The 21,880-nt window shown below is 43.5% G+C and carries 16 protein-coding genes; 7 read left to right on the top strand and 9 right to left on the bottom strand.

Features of this window, described 5'->3' with window-relative positions; all coding sequences use genetic code 11:
• Positions 1 to 64: 64 nt before the first annotated feature.
• Positions 65 to 637 (top strand): pyridoxamine 5'-phosphate oxidase family protein, encoded by a 573-nt coding sequence (locus G458_RS20560; protein ID WP_051287189.1) that lies wholly within the window; start codon positions 65 to 67, stop codon positions 635 to 637.
• A gap of 27 nt (positions 638 to 664) precedes the next feature.
• On the opposite strand, the gene G458_RS0110550 is transcribed toward G458_RS20560, so the two are convergent.
• The 3 genes from G458_RS0110550 to G458_RS0110540 all read right to left on the bottom strand — a co-directional run bounded on the left by G458_RS0110550 (position 665) and on the right by G458_RS0110540 (position 6,388).
• On the bottom strand, positions 665 to 2,845 hold the full coding sequence (locus tag G458_RS0110550; RefSeq protein WP_026951879.1) for a DUF5916 domain-containing protein: 2,181 nt from the start codon (positions 2,843 to 2,845) through the stop codon (positions 665 to 667).
• Between the two features lie 37 nt (positions 2,846 to 2,882).
• Complete coding sequence (locus G458_RS0110545; RefSeq protein WP_026951878.1) at positions 2,883 to 5,273, bottom strand: outer membrane beta-barrel family protein; 2,391 nt, start codon at positions 5,271 to 5,273, stop codon at positions 2,883 to 2,885.
• A gap of 158 nt (positions 5,274 to 5,431) precedes the next feature.
• Complete coding sequence (locus tag G458_RS0110540; RefSeq protein WP_026951877.1) at positions 5,432 to 6,388, bottom strand: calcium/sodium antiporter; 957 nt, start codon at positions 6,386 to 6,388, stop codon at positions 5,432 to 5,434.
• A gap of 180 nt (positions 6,389 to 6,568) precedes the next feature.
• Between G458_RS0110540 and G458_RS21415 the strand changes: the two genes are divergently transcribed.
• A complete protein-coding gene (locus tag G458_RS21415; RefSeq protein WP_051287187.1) occupies positions 6,569 to 7,144 on the top strand; it encodes a DsrE family protein in 576 nt (191 codons plus the stop codon).
• A gap of 9 nt (positions 7,145 to 7,153) precedes the next feature.
• Here the strand turns inward: G458_RS21415 and G458_RS20550 are convergent, their stop codons facing one another.
• Positions 7,154 to 9,304, bottom strand: coding sequence for a cation:proton antiporter (locus G458_RS20550; protein WP_211234629.1), 2,151 nt, complete (start codon positions 9,302 to 9,304; stop codon positions 7,154 to 7,156).
• A 220-nt stretch (positions 9,305 to 9,524) separates the two neighbouring features.
• Positions 9,525 to 12,449, bottom strand: a complete 2,925-nt coding sequence (locus tag G458_RS0110515) for a prolyl oligopeptidase family serine peptidase (protein ID WP_026951876.1) — start codon at positions 12,447 to 12,449, stop codon at positions 9,525 to 9,527.
• A gap of 141 nt (positions 12,450 to 12,590) precedes the next feature.
• Here G458_RS0110515 and G458_RS0110510 point away from each other — a divergent pair, with 141 nt between their 5' ends.
• Positions 12,591 to 13,649, top strand: a complete 1,059-nt coding sequence (locus tag G458_RS0110510) for a TolB-like translocation protein (RefSeq protein WP_026951875.1) — start codon at positions 12,591 to 12,593, stop codon at positions 13,647 to 13,649.
• A 96-nt stretch (positions 13,650 to 13,745) separates the two neighbouring features.
• Here the strand turns inward: G458_RS0110510 and G458_RS0110505 are convergent, their stop codons facing one another.
• Positions 13,746 to 14,603: a hypothetical protein gene (locus G458_RS0110505; RefSeq protein ID WP_026951874.1), complete on the bottom strand. Its 858-nt coding sequence runs from the start codon at positions 14,601 to 14,603 to the stop codon at positions 13,746 to 13,748.
• Positions 14,604 to 14,810: 207 nt separating this feature from the next.
• The gene (locus tag G458_RS0110500; RefSeq protein ID WP_026951873.1) at positions 14,811 to 16,517 is read right to left on the bottom strand and encodes an amidohydrolase; all 1,707 of its coding nucleotides are present in this window, start codon (positions 16,515 to 16,517) and stop codon (positions 14,811 to 14,813) included.
• A 135-nt stretch (positions 16,518 to 16,652) separates the two neighbouring features.
• Between G458_RS0110500 and G458_RS0110495 the strand changes: the two genes are divergently transcribed.
• A complete protein-coding gene (locus G458_RS0110495; protein ID WP_026951872.1) occupies positions 16,653 to 16,901 on the top strand; it encodes a type II toxin-antitoxin system ParD family antitoxin in 249 nt (82 codons plus the stop codon).
• On the top strand, positions 16,894 to 17,193 hold the full coding sequence (locus G458_RS0110490; protein WP_026951871.1) for a type II toxin-antitoxin system RelE/ParE family toxin: 300 nt from the start codon (positions 16,894 to 16,896) through the stop codon (positions 17,191 to 17,193). The genes G458_RS0110495 and G458_RS0110490 overlap by 8 nt, the downstream gene beginning before the upstream one ends.
• Before the next feature lie 25 nt (positions 17,194 to 17,218).
• Here G458_RS0110490 and G458_RS0110485 read toward each other — a convergent pair whose 3' ends face one another.
• A complete protein-coding gene (locus G458_RS0110485; protein ID WP_026951870.1) occupies positions 17,219 to 19,303 on the bottom strand; it encodes an FG-GAP-like repeat-containing protein in 2,085 nt (694 codons plus the stop codon).
• A 93-nt stretch (positions 19,304 to 19,396) separates the two neighbouring features.
• Here G458_RS0110485 and G458_RS0110480 point away from each other — a divergent pair, with 93 nt between their 5' ends.
• Positions 19,397 to 20,692 (top strand): UDP-N-acetylmuramoyl-tripeptide--D-alanyl-D-alanine ligase, encoded by a 1,296-nt coding sequence (locus G458_RS0110480; protein ID WP_026951869.1) that lies wholly within the window; start codon positions 19,397 to 19,399, stop codon positions 20,690 to 20,692.
• Positions 20,693 to 20,781: 89 nt separating this feature from the next.
• Positions 20,782 to 21,459 carry a DUF2461 domain-containing protein gene (locus tag G458_RS0110475; protein WP_035468030.1) on the top strand — a complete coding sequence of 226 codons (678 nt, stop codon included), beginning with the start codon at positions 20,782 to 20,784 and terminating at the stop codon, positions 21,457 to 21,459.
• Here G458_RS0110475 and G458_RS0110470 read toward each other — a convergent pair.
• Positions 21,454 to 21,876, bottom strand: coding sequence for a hypothetical protein (locus G458_RS0110470; protein ID WP_026951867.1), 423 nt, complete (start codon positions 21,874 to 21,876; stop codon positions 21,454 to 21,456). The two genes, G458_RS0110475 and G458_RS0110470, sit on opposite strands and share 6 nt — an antisense overlap.
• Between the last annotated feature and the right edge of the window lie 4 nt (positions 21,877 to 21,880).

Here is a 21,880-nt window from a genome sequence, read left to right as displayed (position 1 = left end):
TTTGATTTGGCTTCAGGGGTTTGTTTTTTTAAACAGGTAGGATAAAATCCTGTTAAACAAGTCTATGCTGATTGATTCCAAAAGCACCATTTCTGAAATCTGGGACACTCTAGTTCATGAGCTTCATAGAGGAGCACTTGATTCAAAACACCCCTTTCGATACCTGAATTTGGGGACAATGGGTAGGGATTTTCCAGAGGTAAGAACGGTGGTTTTGAGAAAAGTCGATCAGGAACTCAACGTCTATGTTTATACCGATTCAAGATCTGATAAGGTCCAAGCCATTCAGGAAAATTGCAAAGTGGCCCTTCACTTCTATCATCCTCAAAAACGAGTTCAGATTCGGATTCAGGCAGAGACTGAAGTTCACTGCCAAGATGATTTAGCTAAAACGTCCTGGACGCGAGTACAGGGAGAAGCCCAAAAGGCCTATACATCGATCTTGGCTCCAGGAAGAGAAGTCGAATACCCGGAACATGCTTGGCAATGGCCGGAAAACATGGACGATGGATTTTTCACGGTTTTGAAATTTATACCCCAGTCTATGGAAGTGCTTCAGTTGGATGGATTAAACCATCTACGGATTAGATTCTCGAGAGAAGAAAAGAATTGGAAGGGTACTTGGCTGGTACCTTGATATCTTCTTTCCAAAAAAGAGTTCCACCTAGAGATTCCACCAATAAGTAAACTTCAAGACCAAGGATCTATCCTTTACATTAAAAGGCTCAGGCAAGTAATTGTCTGTGTACACCAAAAACAGATCTGAGGCCGGAGCAAATCTCCACTGGAATCTTGTATTCAAATTGATATTCTTGATCTGCTCATTGTATTGGATAAAAGTGGTCAGAAATACAGTATTGGTAAGCGTGACATCAATTCTCGGCCCGACCAGCCAAAAGGTGGTAGTGCCCCAGGGGTTTCGAAGTTCGATTTGGTTGTAATTCGCCGCCATCGCCACAGACACATATGGCTGGAATCGATATCCCAAATCAGCAGTTACGTTAAATCGTTTGCCATCCTCATAATATCCGCCCATTCTCGTGCTGAAGGCGTAGGTGAAAATGCTCTGAGGTTTGGAGGTATATTCTGTCCCCCAAGCGAGCCATTCGTGTTCGCTTCCGGGAGCTAATTTATCTCCTCCCAGATTGGTCGGGTCAAAGGGTCTTTGCAATTTGACAAAATCGTATCCAGCCCAGAGCATGAATCGGCTTTGGCTTCTCCAGCGGACACTATAGGCTGCATAGGTTGATTGATCGGTTTTCTCCCCATTTTTATTCCAGAAAAAAGTGGACCCTATGTCGGGACCGTGGTTCAGGATTTTATTGCTCTTTGGGAAAAACATATAACCCGCATTGGGACTAATCTTGTAATATCCTTTTCGGGGCACAAACCCTACCTCGGCGGTATAGCTGTCTGAGACATATTCATGCTGCCAGTTCCAGATTAAGTTTCCACTGGCATACCTCAGGTTAGCAGCATGGACAAAACCATTGTTTGTCTGATCTGGCCCAAAACTCTGAAGGATCATAGCCTTTCCTGTCCATTGATTATTCCGCGAAAGTAAATTGTACTCGAGACCTGCATTTCGGTTAAACTGAGAATATACTGGTCGTCCGGAAGGAGTGTCTTCAGGATTGTATCGCAGAGATTGTTTGTTGACGAAAATTCCACTGATGTTTGATCGGGCTCCTACCTGTCTTTGAACAGATACCACAGAGAAATTTTGGCCAGGCAATGCGGATTCTTCTACTTCTCCTGTTTGCATGGTCATGGCTCCTATTCTCCAGTCCTTGTTGATTTTTCCACTTACCCTTGCACCAAAATGAATTGGGGCATTCAATCCTATTCTTCTCGAGAAAAACGGGCGAATGGACGAGTAGCCAAAGTTTGCAAAGAGGTCGCCATTTTCTAGGAAAAACTGTCTTCTCTCCGGAAAGAAAAGCTCAAAACGATCCAGATTGGTGACCTGGCGGTCTACTTCCACTTGAGAGAAATCGGGATTTACGGTGAGGTCCAAATTGAGCGAAGAAGTCAGGCCAATTTTGGCGTCCATTCCTATTTCCCTTCGATAGTTGGCATCTTCTCCGGTTTCAAAGTTTTTGGAACTTCCCCCCAATACATAGGGAATGATAGATACATTGGGGCCAATCTGTGGCGGAGGGTTGTCCCATACCAAGGTGCCGGTATAGGCTAGTGTGGAGGAAGGAAACTGACGGGGGACTGGGGCCCAGCCGGATTTTTCGGTTGTTTTCAGATCCAGTCTTGAAAAATTGATTCCCCATTCGGTGATCCCTTTTTTATACCGAATCGATTTGAAAGGAATCGCTGCTTCAAATATCCATTTATCCTCGTAGTTGGTGACTTTTGAAGTCCATTTATTATCCCAGCTTAGATCCATTTGGTTTCCATTGGACATGATGCCATCCCATTGTGCGCCGGCGGCATTTGCTCCAAAAGAGAATCCATTAGTCTGGTCGTCAAAAGGATCCATAAATAAGAGGAAGTTGTCATTTTTCCCAAAAGAAAAATCCCTTCTTAAAGACTCCACCATGTAGGGGCCTTCGACAGCATGGTGATTAATGACAATCAAATAAAGGTTTTCCTCATCATAACTCATTCTGACATCAGTTTTCACTTTGGCAAAACTGGTGTCCATCGGAGTAATCATAAAAAAGTCCGTTGCTACTTCAGCCTCCTCCCAGGCTTTTTCATCCATCACCCCATCAATCAAGATAGGCGAACTCGCCTTATGAATGTGAAGTCTATAATCTACATTGATCTTTTGAGCCAAAAGACTGCAAGGCATGGCAAAAAAGAGAAGAAATAACAGGGCAATGAAACGCATGTGTGGGTATTGTTCTTCAATCCGAGTTGAAGTGGGCTTATTGTTTGATTCTGTAGGCAAAGGTGAGGTTGATCTGACGTCTCAGCATTTGAGCCTCACTTTCGGTGTAGAAATTGGATCCTTCCATGATAGATCGGAAGATACGGGTGTTGAAGAGATCCGTAATGTTCAAGACTAAGGTACCTCGATTTTGGATGATTCGCTTGCTGGCCGAAAGATCCATGAAGAAAATTCCCTTTCGGGTGCCCTGTGCAGTTTTTTGCCTTGCTTCATAATTGGCTCTTGCCTGAATGTCCCATCCTTCACCAAACGTAAATCTGGAGGTCTGCCGAAAAAGCCAAGAATAGGTGGTTCTGATTTCTGCTTGACCTATGTTGCTGGCGTCGATCCGGGCATGAAAGAAGTTTGCATTGAAGTCCAGTTTCCACCAATCAGTAGGGCGATAATCTCCACTGAATTCTACTCCATAGGATTTTTCTCCCGCTAGATTGAAGGGCAGTGTCACGGAAAATCCATCCTCATTTACCCTTCTGATTCGCTCAATTTTGTCCGTGGCATTTCTGAAATAAACCGTAGAAAACAAAGTGGCTTTATCAAAGTATTTAATGTGGCCCAATTCATAGGCATCCGTGTATTCTGGATTTAAGTCAGGGTTACCGCTGAAGAAATTCCTTTGATCTGAGAAAGTGACATAGGGACTGAGGTCGTTGTACACGGGCCTTCTGATTCGTCGGCTATAGCTCAACTGAAAGGCATTCTCCTCAGTCAGATTAAATGTCAAATGAGCACTCGGAAACAGGTTGGTGTATTTTCGTGGGTTTTCCTCCTTGGTCTCAACCAAAATCGTGTTGACATCGGTATGCTCAGCTCTCAATCCTGCCTGGTAGCTCCATTTTCCGCTTTCATTGCCGACAATTCCATAGGCAGCGATGATATTTTCGTCATAGAGAAAGATATTATCCAGTCCGGGAATTGTGACGAAATCTCCAGATTCATTTTTTTCCTGTACCAAATAGTCATTTTCCATTTCCCGGAAACTAGTCCGTAAACCTGACTCCACTTTTCCTTTGCTGCCAAAAGGCTTGACGTAATCCAGTTGAAGCAAATATTGATTTTCATATTCGTCATTCAGGGAAGTTTGCACCAGATCATTTTCCGGAATCGGAGTTTCGGAAGGGGAATACTGATACTCGGTATAAATCTGATCGGATCGTTCCCAATAGTTCAGGTAGGTAAAAGATGCATTGAGTTCATGGCCTTTTTTCTCAAAAGTCCTTTTGTAGTTGATAATGGCTTCCTTATTGGGTTCGTCCTCTATTTCATTTTGTCTTCTTAGGGAATAGCCTAGGAAGTTCCCGGTGGTATTGAGGTAGTCTTCATACCGGATATCTAAGATTCTATGTGCATCGCTTCTTCTCCAGAGGTAGGAAAGAGTCAAAATACTTTTTTCATTGAAATAGTAGTCCAATCCCCCCCGGAGGTTATTATTTCCTGTTTTGAGGTTGAGTTCGTTATTCTGTAAGAGCAAGGAGGTTGTCCCGTCCTCGTTATAGACTTCTTGGTATAATTCCGACCAACCGGGTTGCCTTCTGGAAGTAAAGCCATAATTGATAAACCAATTGATTCGATTGTGTCTATAGTTTAGATTGGCAGAAAATCCAAGGTTTTTGGGATAACCTCCCAGAACCTCAAATGAGCCATTGAAGCCTTGCTTGGAGTCTTTTTTCAGGATGATGTTGATTACCCCAGCCATTCCTTCAGCTTCATATCTTGCAGAAGGATTGGTAATCACTTCCACTCTTTCGACCAAGTTGGCAGGAAGCTGGCGAAGGCCCGAGGAGCCTTTGAAACTTACCAATCCCGAAGGCTTTCCATCGATTAGGATTCTGACATTACTTGATCCCCGAAGTCTTACATTTCCTTCAGGATCCACCGATATGGAGGGGAGGTTCATTAGGATGTCGGAGGCATTTCCTCCGGTATTTGCCAAATCCTTTCCGACATTGAAAATCCTCTTGTCCAGAGCGAGCTCCATGATGGTTTTTTCGCCCTGAACGACCACCTCCTCCAAATCTTCTGCCGAAATGGCAAGCGTGATTTCTTTTAAGTCGATGTTGGTATTTTCTCTGGAAAGACTGAAAAAGTCCGTTTTTTCAGCCTGGTAACCCATGAATTCGATCAGGCTATAAAATTTCCCGAATGGTAAATCCACCGTAAACTTCCCGTTCTCATCCGTAATCCCTCCTCCAATCAGGCTGTCTTTTTCAGTGTAAACACCCACTGTGGCAAAGGGAAGCGGTGTGGAATTGCTCCGATCTACCACAGTTCCTCTGATTTTCCCAGGCCTTTGCTGAGCAAGTATGGGTTGAATGGAATGAAGGAGTAAGAAGCCAATAATGGCCACTCCATACAGGTTATTGGGTTTCATAGGTTTGCTAGGTTAGAAGACATTTCAGTCTTCGCACCTGCAAAATAGGAATCATAATTCCTGAAGGTCTTTCAATTTATATAAATGGTAATTCGAAGGGGTTTTTAGAAGAATTAAATTCCGATATTTTTCATTTTTTAGAAAAATAGTTTTGCAAATTAGCTTTCTAGACCTATCAAATATCCCGTGTAAAGAAGGTAGGTAGCCAGTAGAACAAATGCCTCCCAACGATCAAGCTTGTGTCTTTTTCCGGTAAACATTGCAATAAAAAGGAAGACAGTACCACCTGCCAATAAATAGAGGTCTGTGTTGAAGGATGGGTTGAATTCCAACGGCCGGATGATTCCACTCACTCCCAGAATCAGGAAAATGTTGAAGATATTCGACCCGACGATATTACCGATTGCGATGTCAGCATTTTTCTTCATAGCTGCAACCACGGATGTCGCTAGCTCAGGGAGGGATGTTCCTGCGGCTACAATGGTCAATCCGATGATTTTCTCACTCACACCAAGAGATTGAGCCATAGACACCGCGTTGTCCACAACTAGTTTCCCCCCGCCCACTAGCCCTACTAATCCGATGATGATCAGCCCCCAGATTTTCTGAGTAGAGTAATCCTTTATCTCGACGGAATCTATGGAAGGCTCAGATTTCAACTGGGTGGCGACATAGTAAAGAAATGCGGCAAAGAAGACCAACAAAATTCCAGCATCCCAAATGGAGACCTCTTTGGATTCAGTGAGGAAATAGTTGTTGGCTAGGAAAAAAAGCACAATTGCAGCAAATAGCGAGAATGGGATTTCTTTCCATACCGTGCTGGACTGGACAGAGAGGGGAATAATCAGGCCTGAGAGGCCGAGAATGATGAATAAATTGAAGTTATTGGAACCAATGATATTACCGAAGACGATATCCGGATAATTACCTGAGGCAGCCACGGCATTGACCACCAGCTCCGGGGCAGAGGTGCCAAAAGCCACGATGGTAAGTCCAATGGCTAGGTCTGAAACGTTTTTTTTCTTGGCCAATACTGAGGCACCATCGACAAGCCAATCGGCACCTTTGACGAGAAGCACCAAGCCGACAAGAAGGAGGATTATTTGGAGTATCATCGAAAGAAAATTAGGTGGGTTTCAAATTTTTTGATTGGATAAATTCTTCAAAGCTACTTCGAAATTTTCGTCTCCAAGTAAGAACCTCAGCAAAATATTTTTCAAAAACTGTTTGATGATTAATAGGCTGAAATTCAAGTATTTTAATCTAATTTGAGGTAGATCAATTCAGCCAAAACCATGAAGAAGCTAGTTTTTATTGCCTTGGGAATAGTTCTTTTCTTTCCTTCATTTTCCCAAACCCAAATGCCGCCCTATTTGGAAGGAAAAATCACCTATCCCGTTCTGGATTTTCACCCATTTGTCGGAGTCATTCCAATTGAAAATGCTGCAATTCCTTATGACCCAACCTTGGATTACAAGGTAGCCATCGATTTATATGGTAAAGTCAAAGATTCTACAGCTATCCATCCTGTAATCCTCGAAGTGGCCAGAACCTATAATCTTGGTATTGCTAATGGGGTTCCTGCGGATAAATTGAACCTGGTGGGGGTTTTCCACGGGGGATTGAATGCCGTCATTTTTACCGATGAGGAATATCAACAGAAATATGGGATCCCAAATCCCAATTTGCCTGCAATCCAAAAGCTGAAAGATGTCGGAGTGAAATTCTACGTATGTGGTCAGAGCATGGCTTTTTGGAACATATCCAAAGAGCAGATTACCCCTATGGTTCCTCAGGTGATTTCGGCAAAATTCACCTTCATCACGCTAGACCAGAAAGGATATAGCTATCTAAACGTAAGCGAGGACTAAGTTCAAGGACTATTTTGAAAACAGTCTGTTTATGCCTGCTCTGATTAGTTCTAGCCTTGTTCCGGGACCACCTGCTAGATTATTGTGGAAGAAGTCATGAGAATGGACAGACCTGGCATCCAGAGGGTTAGGGTAAATCAAAATAAAGCTGTGGTTTTTGAGCCAAGTCCCCACAAGTTCCGGTACCAAGTCCATATTGGGATGGTAGGAAGGCTCGCCTCTTCTACTGAGCACCATGATCAGATTGTCATCCGGTTTGAGTAGGATGTTCAAGTTCCCCGGATCATCCCAGCTGGGGAAAGGACGGAAATCTACACGGATTGGATTTACTTCCAGTATTTTCTGAAGGTATTCCTTGGTCTCCTCGGTACAATAAAAAATCATCCTGCTGCCGGAATTTTTAGCGATGTTCCAGATTTTGACCAGCCAAAGCGGGAAGCCTAATTCCTGCTCGGCATTGGGAGGAATCATCACCAAATGCCGCTTATGAGTAGAAAAGGATTGGTGTGGCTTGTAGATGTAGGTGGTTGCATTCACCTTTTCCAAAATCCTGTTGGTGACTTCACCTAAGAACGAATCCTTCCCTTCCTGCTGCACGTGAAGGCCGAGAATAAGGTCTGTGATTTTGTTTTCATAGACGACACTGCTTATCCCGTGTACTACATCTGCATCGTATCGGAGGAGTTCGATCAGGAAGTTATCCGTGGCCGAAGCAATGATGCTTGCTTTATTCAGATTTTTCTGGGCATTGATCTCCGCCAGAGAATCATGAATTTCAGGTTTGAGAATGCTGAGTCCGTAGAGCGAGTTTTTCTTTCCGGAGGATTTCAGCGAGACTGCCAGATTGATCAGATTTTCAGAAGTCTCTTGACTTCGAATGGGGATCAAAAAGCGTTCAGTGATATCTACTTTGTCCTTTTCAGTCAGGGATGCCTCTGAGCGGATGATATTCTGCGCTCCTCGCTGGGCTTCCAGCGTGGCAATGGTGCAGGTCACCAAAATCATTACAATCGTACCATTGAGGACAGATTCTGAAAGCAAGCGGATAGGCTCACCAAATTCATCTGTTCCGATGATGGTATTGTATCCTACCAAGATGGCGGCGAGAGTTGCAGCAGCCTGGGCATTACTCAATCCAAACATGACTCTCCTTTCATTTTTGGAGTACCCAAATGTCTTTTGGGCAGAAAGGGCTGCGAGATATTTTGCCAGGGTGGCCACTACGGTCATGGTAATGGCGATGAAAATAGTTTCCCGATCACTGATAAAAATCCGGAAGTCCACCAACATGCCCACGCTGATCAAAAAGAAAGGGATGAAGATGGCGTTCCCGACAAATTCCACCCGGTTCATTAGAGGGGAAGTTCTTTGGATCAAAGGATTGAGTGCAAGTCCCACCAAAAAAGCCCCGATGATTCCTTCTACTCCTGCAAGCTCAGCTAGCAGCGCTCCGAGGAACACCAAGGTTAAGACGAAAATATATTGAGTGACACTATCCTCGTTTTTCTTCAAAAACCAAAAGCCAAACTTGGGGAGCAGATACATCACCAGGCCTCCAAAGACTATGAGAGATGCGGTCAATTTTACCCAAAAGCCAAAGCCTACTTCTCCCTTTGCCATTCCCACGATCACCGCCAAAATCAACAAGGCCAAGGTGTCTGTAATCAGGGTTCCTCCGACAGTGACATTGACTACTCGATTTTGGGTGATTCCTAGCTTGGAAATTATGGGATAGGCAATCAAGGTATGGGAGGCAAACATACTAGCCAACAGGACCGAGGATGTCATCGAGAAACCGAATAGGTAAAATCCCGTCAGGGTTCCCAAAATCATCGGAATCAAAAAGGTGTACATTCCGAAAATCAAGCTCTTTTTGCTGTTTTTCCGAAAATCATCCAGATCGATCTCCAATCCTGCCAAAAACATGATGTACAAGAGCCCGGCTGTTCCTGAAAGCAAAATGCCGCTGTCTCTTTCCATCAATCCGATTCCCTTGGGGCCTATCAGTGCTCCTGCGATGATCAATCCCAAAAGAGGAGGAATTCGAAGTCTGTTTAAGATCAACGGGGCTAGAAGGATGATCAATAAGATCAAAAAAAACTTAATCCCCTGATGGGAAATGGGTAGGTCAAATTCCAACATTCCAAGGAGGCTGATCATAGATTTTTCGTTTTGCTTACTAAAAAGAATGTACGCTCTCCCTCAAATCTTTCAGTGGAGGTATCAAAAGCTTGGATACGAAAACTGAAAGGGGTTTGGATAGAATTGGACCAAAGATAATTACACTTTTCGCTGATTGATGACAGTCCCAAAAAAAATCCCCCGATTTTCACCGAGGGATTTCCAAATTTCAGCTTTCTGAATTTATACTTTAGACTTCCTAGAAGGCCCTTTCTTCCAGATGTTCGCCCAGTTGAAGTCTTGGCACTCCTTTGCGTATCCAATCTGGAGCAGCTTGTCCTTTCAGGTGATGATCGAAGAATTCCATCATTCTGACGGCATAGTCTTTTCTGTTTTCTGTTTTGCCCAAACCATGGTTTTCACCTAAGTATTGAACCATAATCACGGGCTTCTTCAATCGACGAAGTGCATTGTAATATTCCACACCTTGGGTAAAGTCCACAGCTCCATCCTTGTCGTTGTGCAAAAGCAAGAGTGGAGTCTGGACATTTTTCACATGGTATATCGGGCTGTTTCGCTCGTAGGCCTCCCAATTTTCCCAAGGTCCCCCGCGGAATCTACCCTGAGATGCCTCAAATATGGACATATTTCCACTTCCAGAATTCCAGTAAATCAGGTCATACATTGAAATCATATTCGTCAATGGAGCTCCTGCTGCAGCGGCTTTGAATCGAGGGGTTTGGGTAATGAGGAAGGAAGTCTGATAGCCACCCCAACTATGTCCATGAAGTCCCATATTTTTCTCGTCAATCACTCCTGTTTTCAAGGCAGCATCCACAGCTGGAAGCACAGCCCACACGGCAGACATTCCTGGATCATCCAATTTGTACACGATATCCGGAATCAAGACTGCGTAGCCATTGCTGGTGTACAGGTTAGGATTCCAGCCTGTACCGCTATAGCTAGGGTTAGACCAGTTGTGTAGGGTTTGGGAAAGCTTCTCGTAGTAGTAGATCACGGTAGGGTACTTTTGTCCTTCCACATAGCCTGCCGGCAAGAAAAGTGCAGCTTGCAGGGAATCCCCTTTGGCAGTTACATAATCGATCAGCTTCACACCTGAAGACCAGGCAAATTTGCCAGCATCCGGGGCATTTTGGGTGAGTTGCTTAGGATTGGACAGATTGGCATCGGTCAGGTAAACTTGAGTGGGCTCGTTGAATTTTTCTTTGGTAAATGTGAAAACGGAAGCTTTCTCCGCTTTATCCAAACTCATGATTGCTGCATCTTCCCAGATCAAGGATTTTGCGCCAGCGATCAACCCACCCTTTTTGGCAGGAGAAAGTGTGGCGATTCCACTTTTCTTCGTACGCTCCCCGTAGGTTCTGACATAGACAGTTTTGCTTAAATCAATCCCTTTTTCATCAGGATTCAGGTTGAACCGATATTGGTATTTGATTTTGGAGTCTCTTCCATTTTGGGTCAAATTGATTGGAGACTCCTTGGCAGACATCGGTACTTGCCAGATATCCCAACCGTCATTTAACAGGACGTATTGGCTGTCGCTGCTCCATCCCCAGGGGCTGACCATGGGTTTTTCCACATTGTGATCGTCTTCCTCATTGACAAATGTTACCGGAAGCTTTTCAGTAAGGTTGCTATGCGATTTTGTAGCGATGTCATATACATAGAAATGACCATCTTTTCCATAAAGCAACTTTTTTCCATCGGTAGATGGGCGAGGCATGGAGCCAAAGGAAGGCTGGTAAAATTTCTCGAAAAGTTGAGTTTTTTCTCCTGTCTTTAAATCCACGATGTAGTAATCGCGGTATTGCTGCCCGTCCAGATTGATGTCCAATTCATAGGTTTGCTGGTCTGAGCCCAAAGCATAAAGTTCATGAGGTAAAATGTTCAAATCCCGCATGCTGCTGTCCTGAAGTGCTATGTGCTTTTTGGCAGCGACGTCATACATTGCCCAGAAACTGTAGTTTTTGTCCATGTTTTCCATGACCTGCTGACGGCTTTGGAGACGGTCGTCATTCCAGTGCCAGATAGTCATTTCGGGCTTTTTGGCATCGTTGGACTTTTTGTCCTCAGCCTTGCTGGAATTCAGTTTGGAGATGGCCTTTTGCAAATCAGAAATAGACTTGATCGTGGTATCTGCCATGATTTTGGCCAAGTTTTCGGACTCAGCGGTTTTCACTGAATCTTCATTCACTTCTTTCTTTGGCTTTTCTTTTTCTGCCAAAATCAAAGGGTGAATGCCATAAAACAATCGTGTTAAATCCTCTGACCACATCGGTCTGCGATTCGGGCTGATGGTATATTTTTGGTCAAAACCTGTAGAATCCTTTGCTGGCTCATAAAGGTTAACTTGTGGATTGTTCAAGTTTTTTACGCCTACTACGGTTCCCAAATCCTGCTTGTACTTTTTATCCTTTTTCATCTTCAGGGCAGCAAAAGCATCGCCTTTTTCAGTCCAATTCAGGCTTTGGTAACCCGCTTCATCGGTATCTAAAACCTGAATGGAATTGTTGGAAAGGTTAAGTAGGTAAAGGCCATTCCCCTGAGAATTGGCAGCATCCACCGTATAAGCAAGGTGAGTTCCCGCCTTGTTGACGGCATGCTCGCGTACATTGCCTAAGTTTTGGGATTTCCCTGTGGTCAAGTTGTGAATCAGCAAATCAGATCCCTTTGCATCTCCATTTCCCTCCTTGGGTAAATTGATCAAGAGATGGGTTGATGCCTCGGCATTGAAACTGAAGCCTCCTACGCCTTCAAAGGTCTTTTTGTCATCTGTTCCCAATTTGAGCAAGTGGACTTTCTCTTTCAAAGGCTTTCCTTTTGCTTTTTCATTAGCCTGCTTTTCAGAAAACTTAGCGTATTCCCGGAAGGCAATCCATTGGCTGTTTTCGCTGAATTCAAAGCTGGGAAAGTTCGCATTTCCAATTGGAAAGGACTTTTTAGAAGTAGTATCGGTCACTTTTTGGAGAATCAATTCTCCGTCAGCTTCCAGGCCGGTGAGTACATAGGCCATCCATTGTCCGTCGGGGGAAAGTTTAAAGCCTCCATTGGGCATGGATTTCCAGGTGGCGACGTCTTTCCAGGACATGGGTTTGGTTTCCTGCGCCAGCGCAAAAGTTGCGGTTAGGCAAAGCGTCCAAGCTAAGAGTAGGTATTTTCGCATGGGGTATAGTTTATTGGAAAGGGAAAATAGGGGATTTTTTGGAGAGGTGGGGAGAATTGTGGCTAAGCGGTTGATTTTTTGCAATAGTGTAGCATTTTAGGGTTAGATTTTCGTTTCTTCACTAAATCAATCTATTTGTCTATGAATACTTTTAAGGTGAACATAAATCGAATTGCAGTATTTTTTCTGATGGTCTTCGGCATTTTTTCCTTAGGGGGTTGCTTTTGGTTTAATTCCCCGAAGCACAGAAAAGCTTATTTTCCTTCCGAGGTGACAGCAATGGAAAGTTTGAATACACCTTTCAATGATTATAACATGGATATTCAAATGCTTTTTCATGAAATGGAGGTGATATTTTCTTCGGACAGAAACAGTTTGCCGGGTTCCTTACAATATGATTTGGTTGGAAGAACGGTATCCTTTGTTTGGGATCAGCAGAAGGGAAATCTGGCGATGCAAGAAGTTTCGAGCTCAAGCGCGGGTGTCCAAATGGCGAAAAATCTCGCACAATCCACCCAAACCTCTTTCAACGAAAGAGGGCCTTATTCATTTGGCACTCCAGAAAATGGCAGCTACTTGCTGTTTAGCAGGGATGATCAGGGGTTTTTTACTGTTTTTTCAAAGAAATTTCAGATTCCTTATTCAGTCAGCACCTCTCAGGAGATTTTTCCGGGTGAGAGCTCATTTAGAATCTTATCTGAATCTGGCAATGAAATGTATCCTTGCCTTTATGGGAAAGCTTTTCAAAAAGTCAACAACCTTGGGAGCAGAAATAGAGCAGAGAAATTGCTTCTAGCTTCCGACCATGAAGGAAGTTTTAATATTTACGAAATCGAATTGCCAGATAATCAAGAAGTTATAACATTTCTTCAAAGTGAAGGCTTGAAGCAAGGGAAAAAGTTGGGGATCAACTCGGAGTTTCAGGATCAGGCTCCCTTCATTAGCAAGTCAAGGTTGGTCTTTGCTTCCGATCGTCCCGGAGGTTTTGGAGGATTTGATTTGTATTATTCAGATTTTGACGGGCAGAAATGGTCAACTCCAATAAATATGGGTCCTCAGATCAATACCGAATTCGATGAGTTTCGTCCGATCATCGATCCTGCACCTTATTATCAGAATTCCGTTTTACTTTTCTCCTCCAATCGACCAGGGGGACTAGGTGGTTTCGACTTGTATTTTGTGGGGATACCGAAGTTTTGAGAAGAGGGTAATATTAGGTTAGCAATTTGGCCATTAAACTTCAAAGAATCAGGGAAGATTTAACTGCCAGTAGAGGCTAATTTATCACTCAAAAGTCTATTGATAATTGTAAAGTAAAAGAGCTTCCCGAGTAAGATTTCTGGTTTTTCGTTCATAGAACCCCGAAAAAAGATTCAGCCCAATTCCTGTCATAGTTAATGGGATTAGAGTCTTATTTAGAGCTGAAGATTGAGGTTCGGGGCCTAATGCGAAAAATATAATCCCAATTTGTAAAGCAGTATTGGCAACTTGAGTGGCAGTGCCTACCTTTTGCCGATTGAGGATTTTGTCATACAATTCTCGAACCTCGGGCTTCGATTGCATTCGAGACATAACCTGACTTTTGTCCAGCTTCATAGGGCCTTCGTAGATTTCGATTTTTGACCCAAAAAATCCCGCACTTTCGTCCATACTGAGAAATACCTCCTCACCTCCGGAAAAATGATAGGCATTGAAATCGTTGATGGTGCGTTGAATTCTCCGCTCTGAATCCCCAATGAGAATATTTCCTGTGCTTTGTAAAACCCCTCCTCCAAAAGAAGCCCAAAACCAGGGACGGACGTTTGCCGGGGTGATTTCATTGGTAAATAAATAGGCGATGGAGCCGATACTTACGGCTAAACCTGAGACCCGGACGCCAGTTCCCCAATTCTTTTTCCGCTGGTACCCATCGAACTTAAAATCTTCATTTTGCACTGAATTGAGCAAGGCCGCGACCTGTTTGGGACTTGATTTCTCTCCGTCAAGGTAGTAGGTGGTTTTGTTGAAAAAGCCCTCTTTGAAAGAGATAATGGGTTGCTGAGAATAACTTCCTGAAAAATAGGAGTGGGAGTTTGGGGTGGATTGGGGAAAAGCCACATTCATAGGTGCCAAAAAAAATAGGATCAGGATCACTCTCAAAAATTTGTTTTCCATAAGGCAGATTCCAATTCTCAACTACTTAAGTCGTAAACGAGCAACTTAAATGGAAGTTATCGAAACATAGTTTTTTTTTAATATCCTTTTTTGTTCACCTCCAGATTAAAAAAAAAGACCTTCCGGGTTTTATAACCTGGAAGGTCTAGCTCAACTGATGAGGACTTTCTAAATTCTTCCTACTGAGAATGCCTACTGATCACTGGCTTACTGCTTCTTGAACACTACTTTTCCTCCCACGACGGTCATGGCTACTTGAGTTTGCAGAATCTCATCTTCCGGGATTTCCATGATGTTTTTGTCGAAAACGGTGAAATCAGCGGCTTTTCCTACTTGAATGGATCCTTTGAAATTTTCTTCAAACTCGGCATAGGCTCCGTCCAAAGTGTAGGACTTTAGTGCCTGCTCTCGGGTCATTTTCTGATCGGCTTCATAGCCACCTTCCGGAAGTCCTTGTAGAGTTTTCCTAGTAACAGATGCATAGAAAGATGGGATGGCATCTACCGGCTCCACGGGAGCATCAGTGCCATTGGTTACCACCGCCCCGGTTTGCATCAATTTTTGCCACACATAGGCTCCATCGATAATTCGCTTTTCTCCCAAACGATTGATTGCCCAAGGACGATCGGAACTCAAGTGAATGGCCTGCATGGCTGCAATTACTCCCAGCTGTCCAAATCTTGGAATATCGTCCGGGTGGATATGCTGGGCATGTTCGATGCGGAAACGATGGTCTTTGCTTTCCGGATATTTGGCAAAGGCCATTTCGTACCGATCCAAAATCTCCTGATTGGCGCGGTCTCCGATGGCATGTGAACAAACTTGGAAGCCAAGCGGCAGTGCTTTTTCAGAAACCTCACTGACCACGGACATTGGCAAAGTCTCATGTCCACGATGGCCAGGCTTGTCTGAATAATCCTCCAGCAGCCAAGCTCCCCAAGGTCCCAAAGCCCCATCGCAATTCAGTTTGATCGAACGAACAGTCACCAAATGATCCGGATCGATCATCGGGCCTTTTTTGTACCATTGTTCCAGCAATTCGGGTTGGCGACCTGTGAGCATGATGTAAAGTCTGGAGGTCAATTTGCCCTCGTTTTTGAATTTAGTCACCAAGTCAATAACCTCTTGACCAGAACCCGCATCGTGAAAGGAGGTGATGCCTTTTTCTGCCAATTCTTGCAAAGCCAACCGAAGCGCTTCCTCGTTTTTCTCAGGGGTGGTTTCCGGGATGAGTTTAGCGACCAAGCTGGAAGCTCTTTCCACCAAGATTCCCGTAGGATTTCCCAATTCGTCACGAAGAACTTCTCCGCCTTCCACTTCTTGGGTTGGTTTTTCACTTCGTAAAGGATTGATTCCGGCAAGTTCCATGGCCTTTTGGTTGACAAAAGAAGCATGTCCAGAAGCATGGGCTAGATACACAGGATTGTTTGGAGTGACGGCGCTGAGGGATTCGTGCGTTTGAAAGCCTTTGACGGTTTTGTCGGGCATCTGAATCCACTTGTCCTGATGCCAACCCCGACCGGTGATCCAATCGCCCGGCTTTGCATTTGCTGCAGCTTCCGCTACTTTTTGGATGAGTTCGTCGTAGGTTTTGACTCCCATCAAGTCGATCTCCAACTTGTTGTAGCCGATACCCATCAAGTGTCCATGGGATTCGATAAAGCCTGGAGTCATGGTTTTTCCTTGCAGGTCGATTACTTCGGTGGATTCACCCACATAGGCTTGAATCTCTTCAGAAGTGCCTACGGCTAGGATCAAACCGTCTTTTACCGCAACGGCTTCGACTTTTGGATTGGATTCGTCGACGGTGTAGATGACCCCATTGAGGTAAACCGAATCAGCTGGATTTTCGGGGCCGGAGGTACAGGCCCAAGCAAAAAGGGCCAGAAAAAGGAATAAGTATAAGTTCTTCATGGATTTATAATTCTTTTCCGAAGCTAGAGTTTTTAAGGGATAGGGGCAAATGGGATTTTATTTAAGGCTGAAAGCTAAAATCTGAAAAAACTGTTTGAATTACCAAAAATTGGTAATTTCGTAAAAAAACAAAAAATGGGACGCAATACATCAGTTTCTTTAGGGGATTATTTTGAGGAATTTGTGGATAGCAAAGTGTCTGAAGGGAGATATTCAAGTGCCAGTGAAGTGATCCGAGCAGGGCTACGGCTTTTGGAGGAAGAAGAAAATAAATTAATAGCCTTAAAAAATGCGGTTCAGGAAGGAATTGAAAGTGGAATTGTAAAAGACTTTGATCCTGAGAAACATCTAGAATCACTGAAAGCCAAAAAAAGGAATGGCTAGTTATTTTTTATCCCAAAGAGCCATTGATGATTTATCCGCAATTTGGGAATACACATTTGAAACTTGGTCAGAACAACAAGCGGATAATTACTATTGGCAGCTTTTGGAGGATTGCAAAAAGTTGGCTGAAAATCAATTCTTAGGAAAGCAGTATCCCGAAATCGGTATGGAAATTTTTGGATTTAAGTCCGGGGAGCATTTGATTTTTTATAGAAAATTGAACCCATCCTCCATTGAAGTTATCCGGATTCTGCACTCCAGGATGGATTTGAAAAGAAGAATTCAGGATTGAGCCACAAATCAGTGGGAAATAAAAATCACTGCACCAGCAGCTTCTTCACCGCCACCTTTCGATCCTCGGTTTCCAGTTGCAAAAAGTAAATCCCCGGATTCAAGGCTTGTGTTTGGATTTCAATTTCTCGGTTAGCTGGGATGTTGATTTCATCCAATAGAATCTGTCCCAAAGAGGAAATCAGTCTGCCTTTGGCGGCTGTGTTTGAAATTGCTTTTACTGGCCCGGAGCTTGGATTGGGATATACTTTGACTAAAAACTCACCGTCATTGGGTGAATCCGATTTGTCTGAACTCAGATAAGTAAGTCCACCGCCTCGAGTACCCAATATCAGGTCTAAATTTTTATCGAAACCGGGATTGATTACCGAGATCCAAGTATTTCGCCCCAGTCGGGGAGGAAGATTTTGATTTCCGATTTTGATCAGGACTTCTTCTCGGACTTCAGCATTCATAAAATCTTGAATAAGAAAAACTCTCCCCGTCTGATCTACAGCATATAAATCCGGTTTTTCCTGAATTCGCACAGCAACGCTTAGATTTCTGTTGGCTGGGTTGTCCTGAAATCCGAGGAAATTGGAGGCTTTCATACTGACAGTTTTGGCTTCCAAATCCACTTCATACAAGGTTAAACTCCCGTTTTGAGCAGCGATTAGAAGGTGATCTTTGCCTTGGTAAGGGAAAAAAGTCAGCTGATCTCCTACCCGCAGCGATAATCCAGCGAGCGCATAGTCGGCCCAATTTTCTCCTTGATTTCGAAGCAAAACCTGAGTTGGAACCCCATTCACAGTTCGAATTCCAGAGACAAGTAGATAGGACTGATTTTTTACACTTCCGTATTCTATGAGTTGGAGATCAAGTAAGTTGAGGGAAGAAAGGTTTAAATAATCCGAATTCAACACCTCAAATTGATTTCCGCTATAGCTCAATCGATACGCTTGACCGATTACATTTTCGCCCTTTTTGCCGTTTGCAGTGAGCCAGAGTTCCCCGGCAAATACATTCCCTTTGAAATAGGGTCGGGTATTTTCACCCAAATCGAAGAGTTGATTTTGAAGAATCGGACGGATGGTCCCAGTGCTTTTCTCCATTTTAACCACTGAACTGGCGAAATCTATTCGAAATGGAGCTGCCGTTTCATTCGTGTTTAAACTGATAATCAAATCCTCCCCAATTGCCTGGGCAGTATGGAATCTTGGAAAAACTGGCAATTTCCCGAATCCAGGTAAATCATTGGAGAAGGAATCGAATCGAGGACTGCTGGAAGTTCCTTTATTGGGTAGAAAGTAAAGTGTATTACACTCATCGCGACCCAAAAGCATATCAGGAACTCCATCTCCCGTAAAATCCCGATATAAAATGCTATGCCCTCCCGCATGTTGAATCCTTGCATTTTCCTGAGCCCTGCCACCTGATTCCAATGGTCTTCCATCGCAGGTTTGTCCCCATGAAAATGTTCCGCAGCCGCAGAATTCAAAATTCCCCCAATGTCTGATAGGGAAAGCAAATCCATCAATATCTGGAATTCCCTTTCGCTCTATCGAGGTATTTCGATAAAACTCCAAATAGTCCCCTTGGGCAAAGTTGAAAATCACCAGATCCAAATCCCCGTCTCCATCCAAATCCTGTAAGAGAGGGGTGTCCAGGTTGTTCGCAGGGATATTATTCGCGCCATCAAGCTTCAGGAAATTTTGGGCCAAAGTCCAGGAAATCTGAGTCCCGTTTGAGGTGTTTTTATAGACTCTTATCCCAAGAGGGGTGGAGGTAAACAAATCCTTTTTACCATCCCGATTAAAATCTGCCAAGACCAAAAAACCATTGATGTCGCTGGGGAAAAAATAGCTGAGTTCAGGTCTGAGCCTAAAATTCTCCCCGCTTTTTTCAAAAATCTGCAGTTGTCTGGAGTTGATATCCCAGATTACCCACTCTTCATTTCCATCACCGGTGAGGTCTAAAGTCTGGACTTGGGCGGAGTTGATTCCCAAAGAAAAACCAGAGGAGAGCGACTGTCCATTTACCTGGAGGGATTTGCTTTGGTCAATTTCAAAAACCGTTTGAGCTATGGCATTTTGGAAAAGAAAAAGAAAAATGAAAGCAAGGGGTTTTTGCATGACTTTGCGAAGCTGAAACTTCAAAATAAAACGAAACTCTCTCCCCAAAGATGTAAAGGATTGCGTTATTTTGGGAAGAAATTTTACCCAAAGATGAATCTGGATATCCTCTACCAACTCTTCCTCCAAAGCACAGGAGTGAGCACTGATACTCGAAAAATCGATCAAGGAAATCTGTTTTTTGCCCTCAAAGGACCCAATTTCAACGCAAATGAATTTGCGGCAAAAGCCTTGGAAATGGGAGCCTCTGCGGTGGTAATTGATGAAGCGAAGTATTTTGTAGAAGATGACGAGCGGTATTTTATCTGCGAAGATGTCTTGAGTACCCTTCAGCAGTTATCTACTTATCATCGTAGAAAATTCACTATTCCGGTAATTGGACTGACTGGTTCCAATGGAAAAACTACTTCAAAGGAGCTTTTGAATGCTGTTTTGAAGCAAAAGTTCAATACCCTAGCCACCACAGGTAACCTCAACAACCATATCGGAGTGCCCTTGACTTTGCTCCGTATCAAGCCTGAGCACGAGATCGCCATTATTGAAATGGGGGCCAACAAACAAGGAGACATCAAGGAGCTTTGTGATATCGCAGAACCTACTCATGGTTTTATTACCAACATCGGTAAAGCCCATTTGGAAGGTATGGGTGGTCCGGAAGGGGTGCTGAAGACCAAAACTGAATTGTACCAACACCTGAGAGAAAATGGAGGGACTGTTTTTATCAATTCTCAGGATCCTATCCTTTCCAATATGATCAAGCGCTTTGAGAATCCAATCCTTTACCCGGCGAAGGGGGATTTTTGTGAGGTGAATTTTCTTGGAGCCAATCCTTTTGTGAAATTCTCAGTAGAAGGAGTGGAGGGTGAGCACCTTACTTCGCTCATTGGAGCCTACAACTTTGGAAATATTGCCAATGCTTTGACGATTGGAAAATTTTTTGGAGTTCCGATGGAAAAAGCTGTAGCAGGAATTGTCGGCTACAAACCTGAGAATATGCGCTCTCAATTGATGGAAAAGCGCAGCAATCTGATCATCCTGGATGCCTACAATGCCAATCCATCGAGTATGGAGGCTGCCATTCGAACATTTGGAGTGATGCAAGGAAAAAAGCATAAGATGATTATTCTGGGAGATATGTTTGAGCTTGGAGAGCATGCCGAAGCTGAGCATAGAAGGCTTGGAGAAATCGTCAGTGAATATCCAATCGATAAAGTTTGCTTTACAGGAAAACTGATCGTTTCAGCCTTGGAAAAAGCTCCCAAAGCTCTGTATTTCCCGGATCCATTTTCATTTAGAAATTGGCTAGAAGACAGCAAGTTGGAGGATTATTTGATTCTCATCAAGGGCAGTAGAGGGATGAAGTTGGAGACCTTGGTCGATTTTATTTAAACCAGACTTCTTTTCGAGTAGTTAGAGAAGGAGAGGTTTGAACTGACTTTCCTTTAACTTTAAACTTTCCATTTTAAATTCCATTTTCTATGCGTCCCTATCTTGAATTTCTTTCTGCCTTGGCTCAAAACAACCATAAAGAATGGATGGACGCCAATAAAAAATGGTACTTGGAGACACGAGAGAGGTTTCTGGAGGATGTGGAAGTTTTGCTCAAAGAATTATGCGAACTGGAACCTGAACTCTCGGCTTATAAACCCAAAGATTGTGTATTCAGGCAAAACAGGGATATCCGTTTCTCTGCCAATAAAGATCCTTACAAGACCAATTTCGGAGCCTATTTTTCTCCAAAAGGAAAGAAGTCTCCCGGACCGGGATATTACTTACAGGTTCAGCCGGGAAATTCCTTTTTGGCCGGTGGGATCTGGATGCCAGAAGCGGATACCCTAAAGAAAATCCGAAAGGAAATTGATTACAGCGGGAAGGAGTTGGAGCAAATTGAAAATGACCCTGAGTTCAAAAAATTATTCAACGGAATCGAGGGAGAAAAGCTGAAAACCAGTCCAAGAGAATATGAGGCAGACCATCCTTATATCGACTATTTGCGGCTAAAAAGCTTCACGGTATCTCATCCTATTTCGAATAAGGCGGTTGAGTCTGGTGCCTTTTTGACTTTCGCTATGGTTGGATTCAGGAAGATGAAGCCATTCAATGATTTTTTGGCAAGAGCTATTGAAGACGTTGAAGACGGATCAGGAATTTTATAATTCAAAGTCACTGACCTGAAATACATATTCCTCCATGGCTACATTTTCGGGGTTTTGTGGGTCAGTCTGGATGAATTGAACAGTGATCTGATCATATTCTTTCGCATTTTCAAAATCCTTCAAATAAAGTTCTGCACACTTTCTGGCTAGAATTTCTCGTTGATTGGAAAGGGGTTTAGGGTCACCATTTCCTAATTTCAAAAAAATGGTAGAACCAAATTCACTGGAAGTGGAGAGTTCTACATTCATGTTTTCAAAATCACCCAAAGCCCGGATTTCTTCCGAAGGCATGACTCCTTTTCCTATCATGACTTCTATTCCTTTGAAGGCATAATGTGCAATCTGTTCGGGTTCGCAGGCACAGGAGAATAAATTTTGGCAGAGAACCAAAAGAATTAAAAACCGCAATCCTTTCATTTAA

The sequence above is a fragment of the Algoriphagus mannitolivorans DSM 15301 genome (assembly GCF_000429425.1).
GTDB classification, from domain to species: Bacteria; Bacteroidota; Bacteroidia; order Cytophagales; family Cyclobacteriaceae; genus Algoriphagus; species Algoriphagus mannitolivorans.
The sequence above is the reverse complement of the archived record's forward strand: the minus strand, read 5'-3'. Positions and strand labels throughout refer to the sequence as shown.

Excerpts from the sequence above, each read along its gene's own strand:
- G458_RS20560 (WP_051287189.1), top strand. The coding sequence starts at position 65 with ATGCTGATTGATTCCAAAAGCACCATTTCTGAAATCTGGGACACTCTA.
- G458_RS0110470 (WP_026951867.1), bottom strand. The coding sequence starts at position 21,876 with ATGAAAGGATTGCGGTTTTTAATTCTTTTGGTTCTCTGCCAAAATTTA.
- G458_RS0110510 (WP_026951875.1), top strand. The coding sequence starts at position 12,591 with ATGAATACTTTTAAGGTGAACATAAATCGAATTGCAGTATTTTTTCTG.
- G458_RS0110485 (WP_026951870.1), bottom strand. The coding sequence starts at position 19,303 with ATGCAAAAACCCCTTGCTTTCATTTTTCTTTTTCTTTTCCAAAATGCC.
- G458_RS0110480 (WP_026951869.1), top strand. The coding sequence starts at position 19,397 with ATGAATCTGGATATCCTCTACCAACTCTTCCTCCAAAGCACAGGAGTG.
- G458_RS0110495 (WP_026951872.1), top strand. The coding sequence starts at position 16,653 with ATGGGACGCAATACATCAGTTTCTTTAGGGGATTATTTTGAGGAATTT.
- G458_RS21415 (WP_051287187.1), top strand. The coding sequence starts at position 6,569 with ATGAAGAAGCTAGTTTTTATTGCCTTGGGAATAGTTCTTTTCTTTCCT.
- G458_RS0110475 (WP_035468030.1), top strand. The coding sequence starts at position 20,782 with ATGCGTCCCTATCTTGAATTTCTTTCTGCCTTGGCTCAAAACAACCAT.
- G458_RS0110505 (WP_026951874.1), bottom strand. The coding sequence starts at position 14,603 with ATGGAAAACAAATTTTTGAGAGTGATCCTGATCCTATTTTTTTTGGCA.
- G458_RS0110545 (WP_026951878.1), bottom strand. The coding sequence starts at position 5,273 with ATGAAACCCAATAACCTGTATGGAGTGGCCATTATTGGCTTCTTACTC.
- G458_RS0110550 (WP_026951879.1), bottom strand. The coding sequence starts at position 2,845 with ATGCGTTTCATTGCCCTGTTATTTCTTCTCTTTTTTGCCATGCCTTGC.
- G458_RS0110500 (WP_026951873.1), bottom strand. The coding sequence starts at position 16,517 with ATGAAGAACTTATACTTATTCCTTTTTCTGGCCCTTTTTGCTTGGGCC.
- G458_RS0110490 (WP_026951871.1), top strand. The coding sequence starts at position 16,894 with ATGGCTAGTTATTTTTTATCCCAAAGAGCCATTGATGATTTATCCGCA.
- G458_RS0110515 (WP_026951876.1), bottom strand. The coding sequence starts at position 12,449 with ATGCGAAAATACCTACTCTTAGCTTGGACGCTTTGCCTAACCGCAACT.
- G458_RS0110540 (WP_026951877.1), bottom strand. The coding sequence starts at position 6,388 with ATGATACTCCAAATAATCCTCCTTCTTGTCGGCTTGGTGCTTCTCGTC.
- G458_RS20550 (WP_211234629.1), bottom strand. The coding sequence starts at position 9,304 with ATGATCAGCCTCCTTGGAATGTTGGAATTTGACCTACCCATTTCCCAT.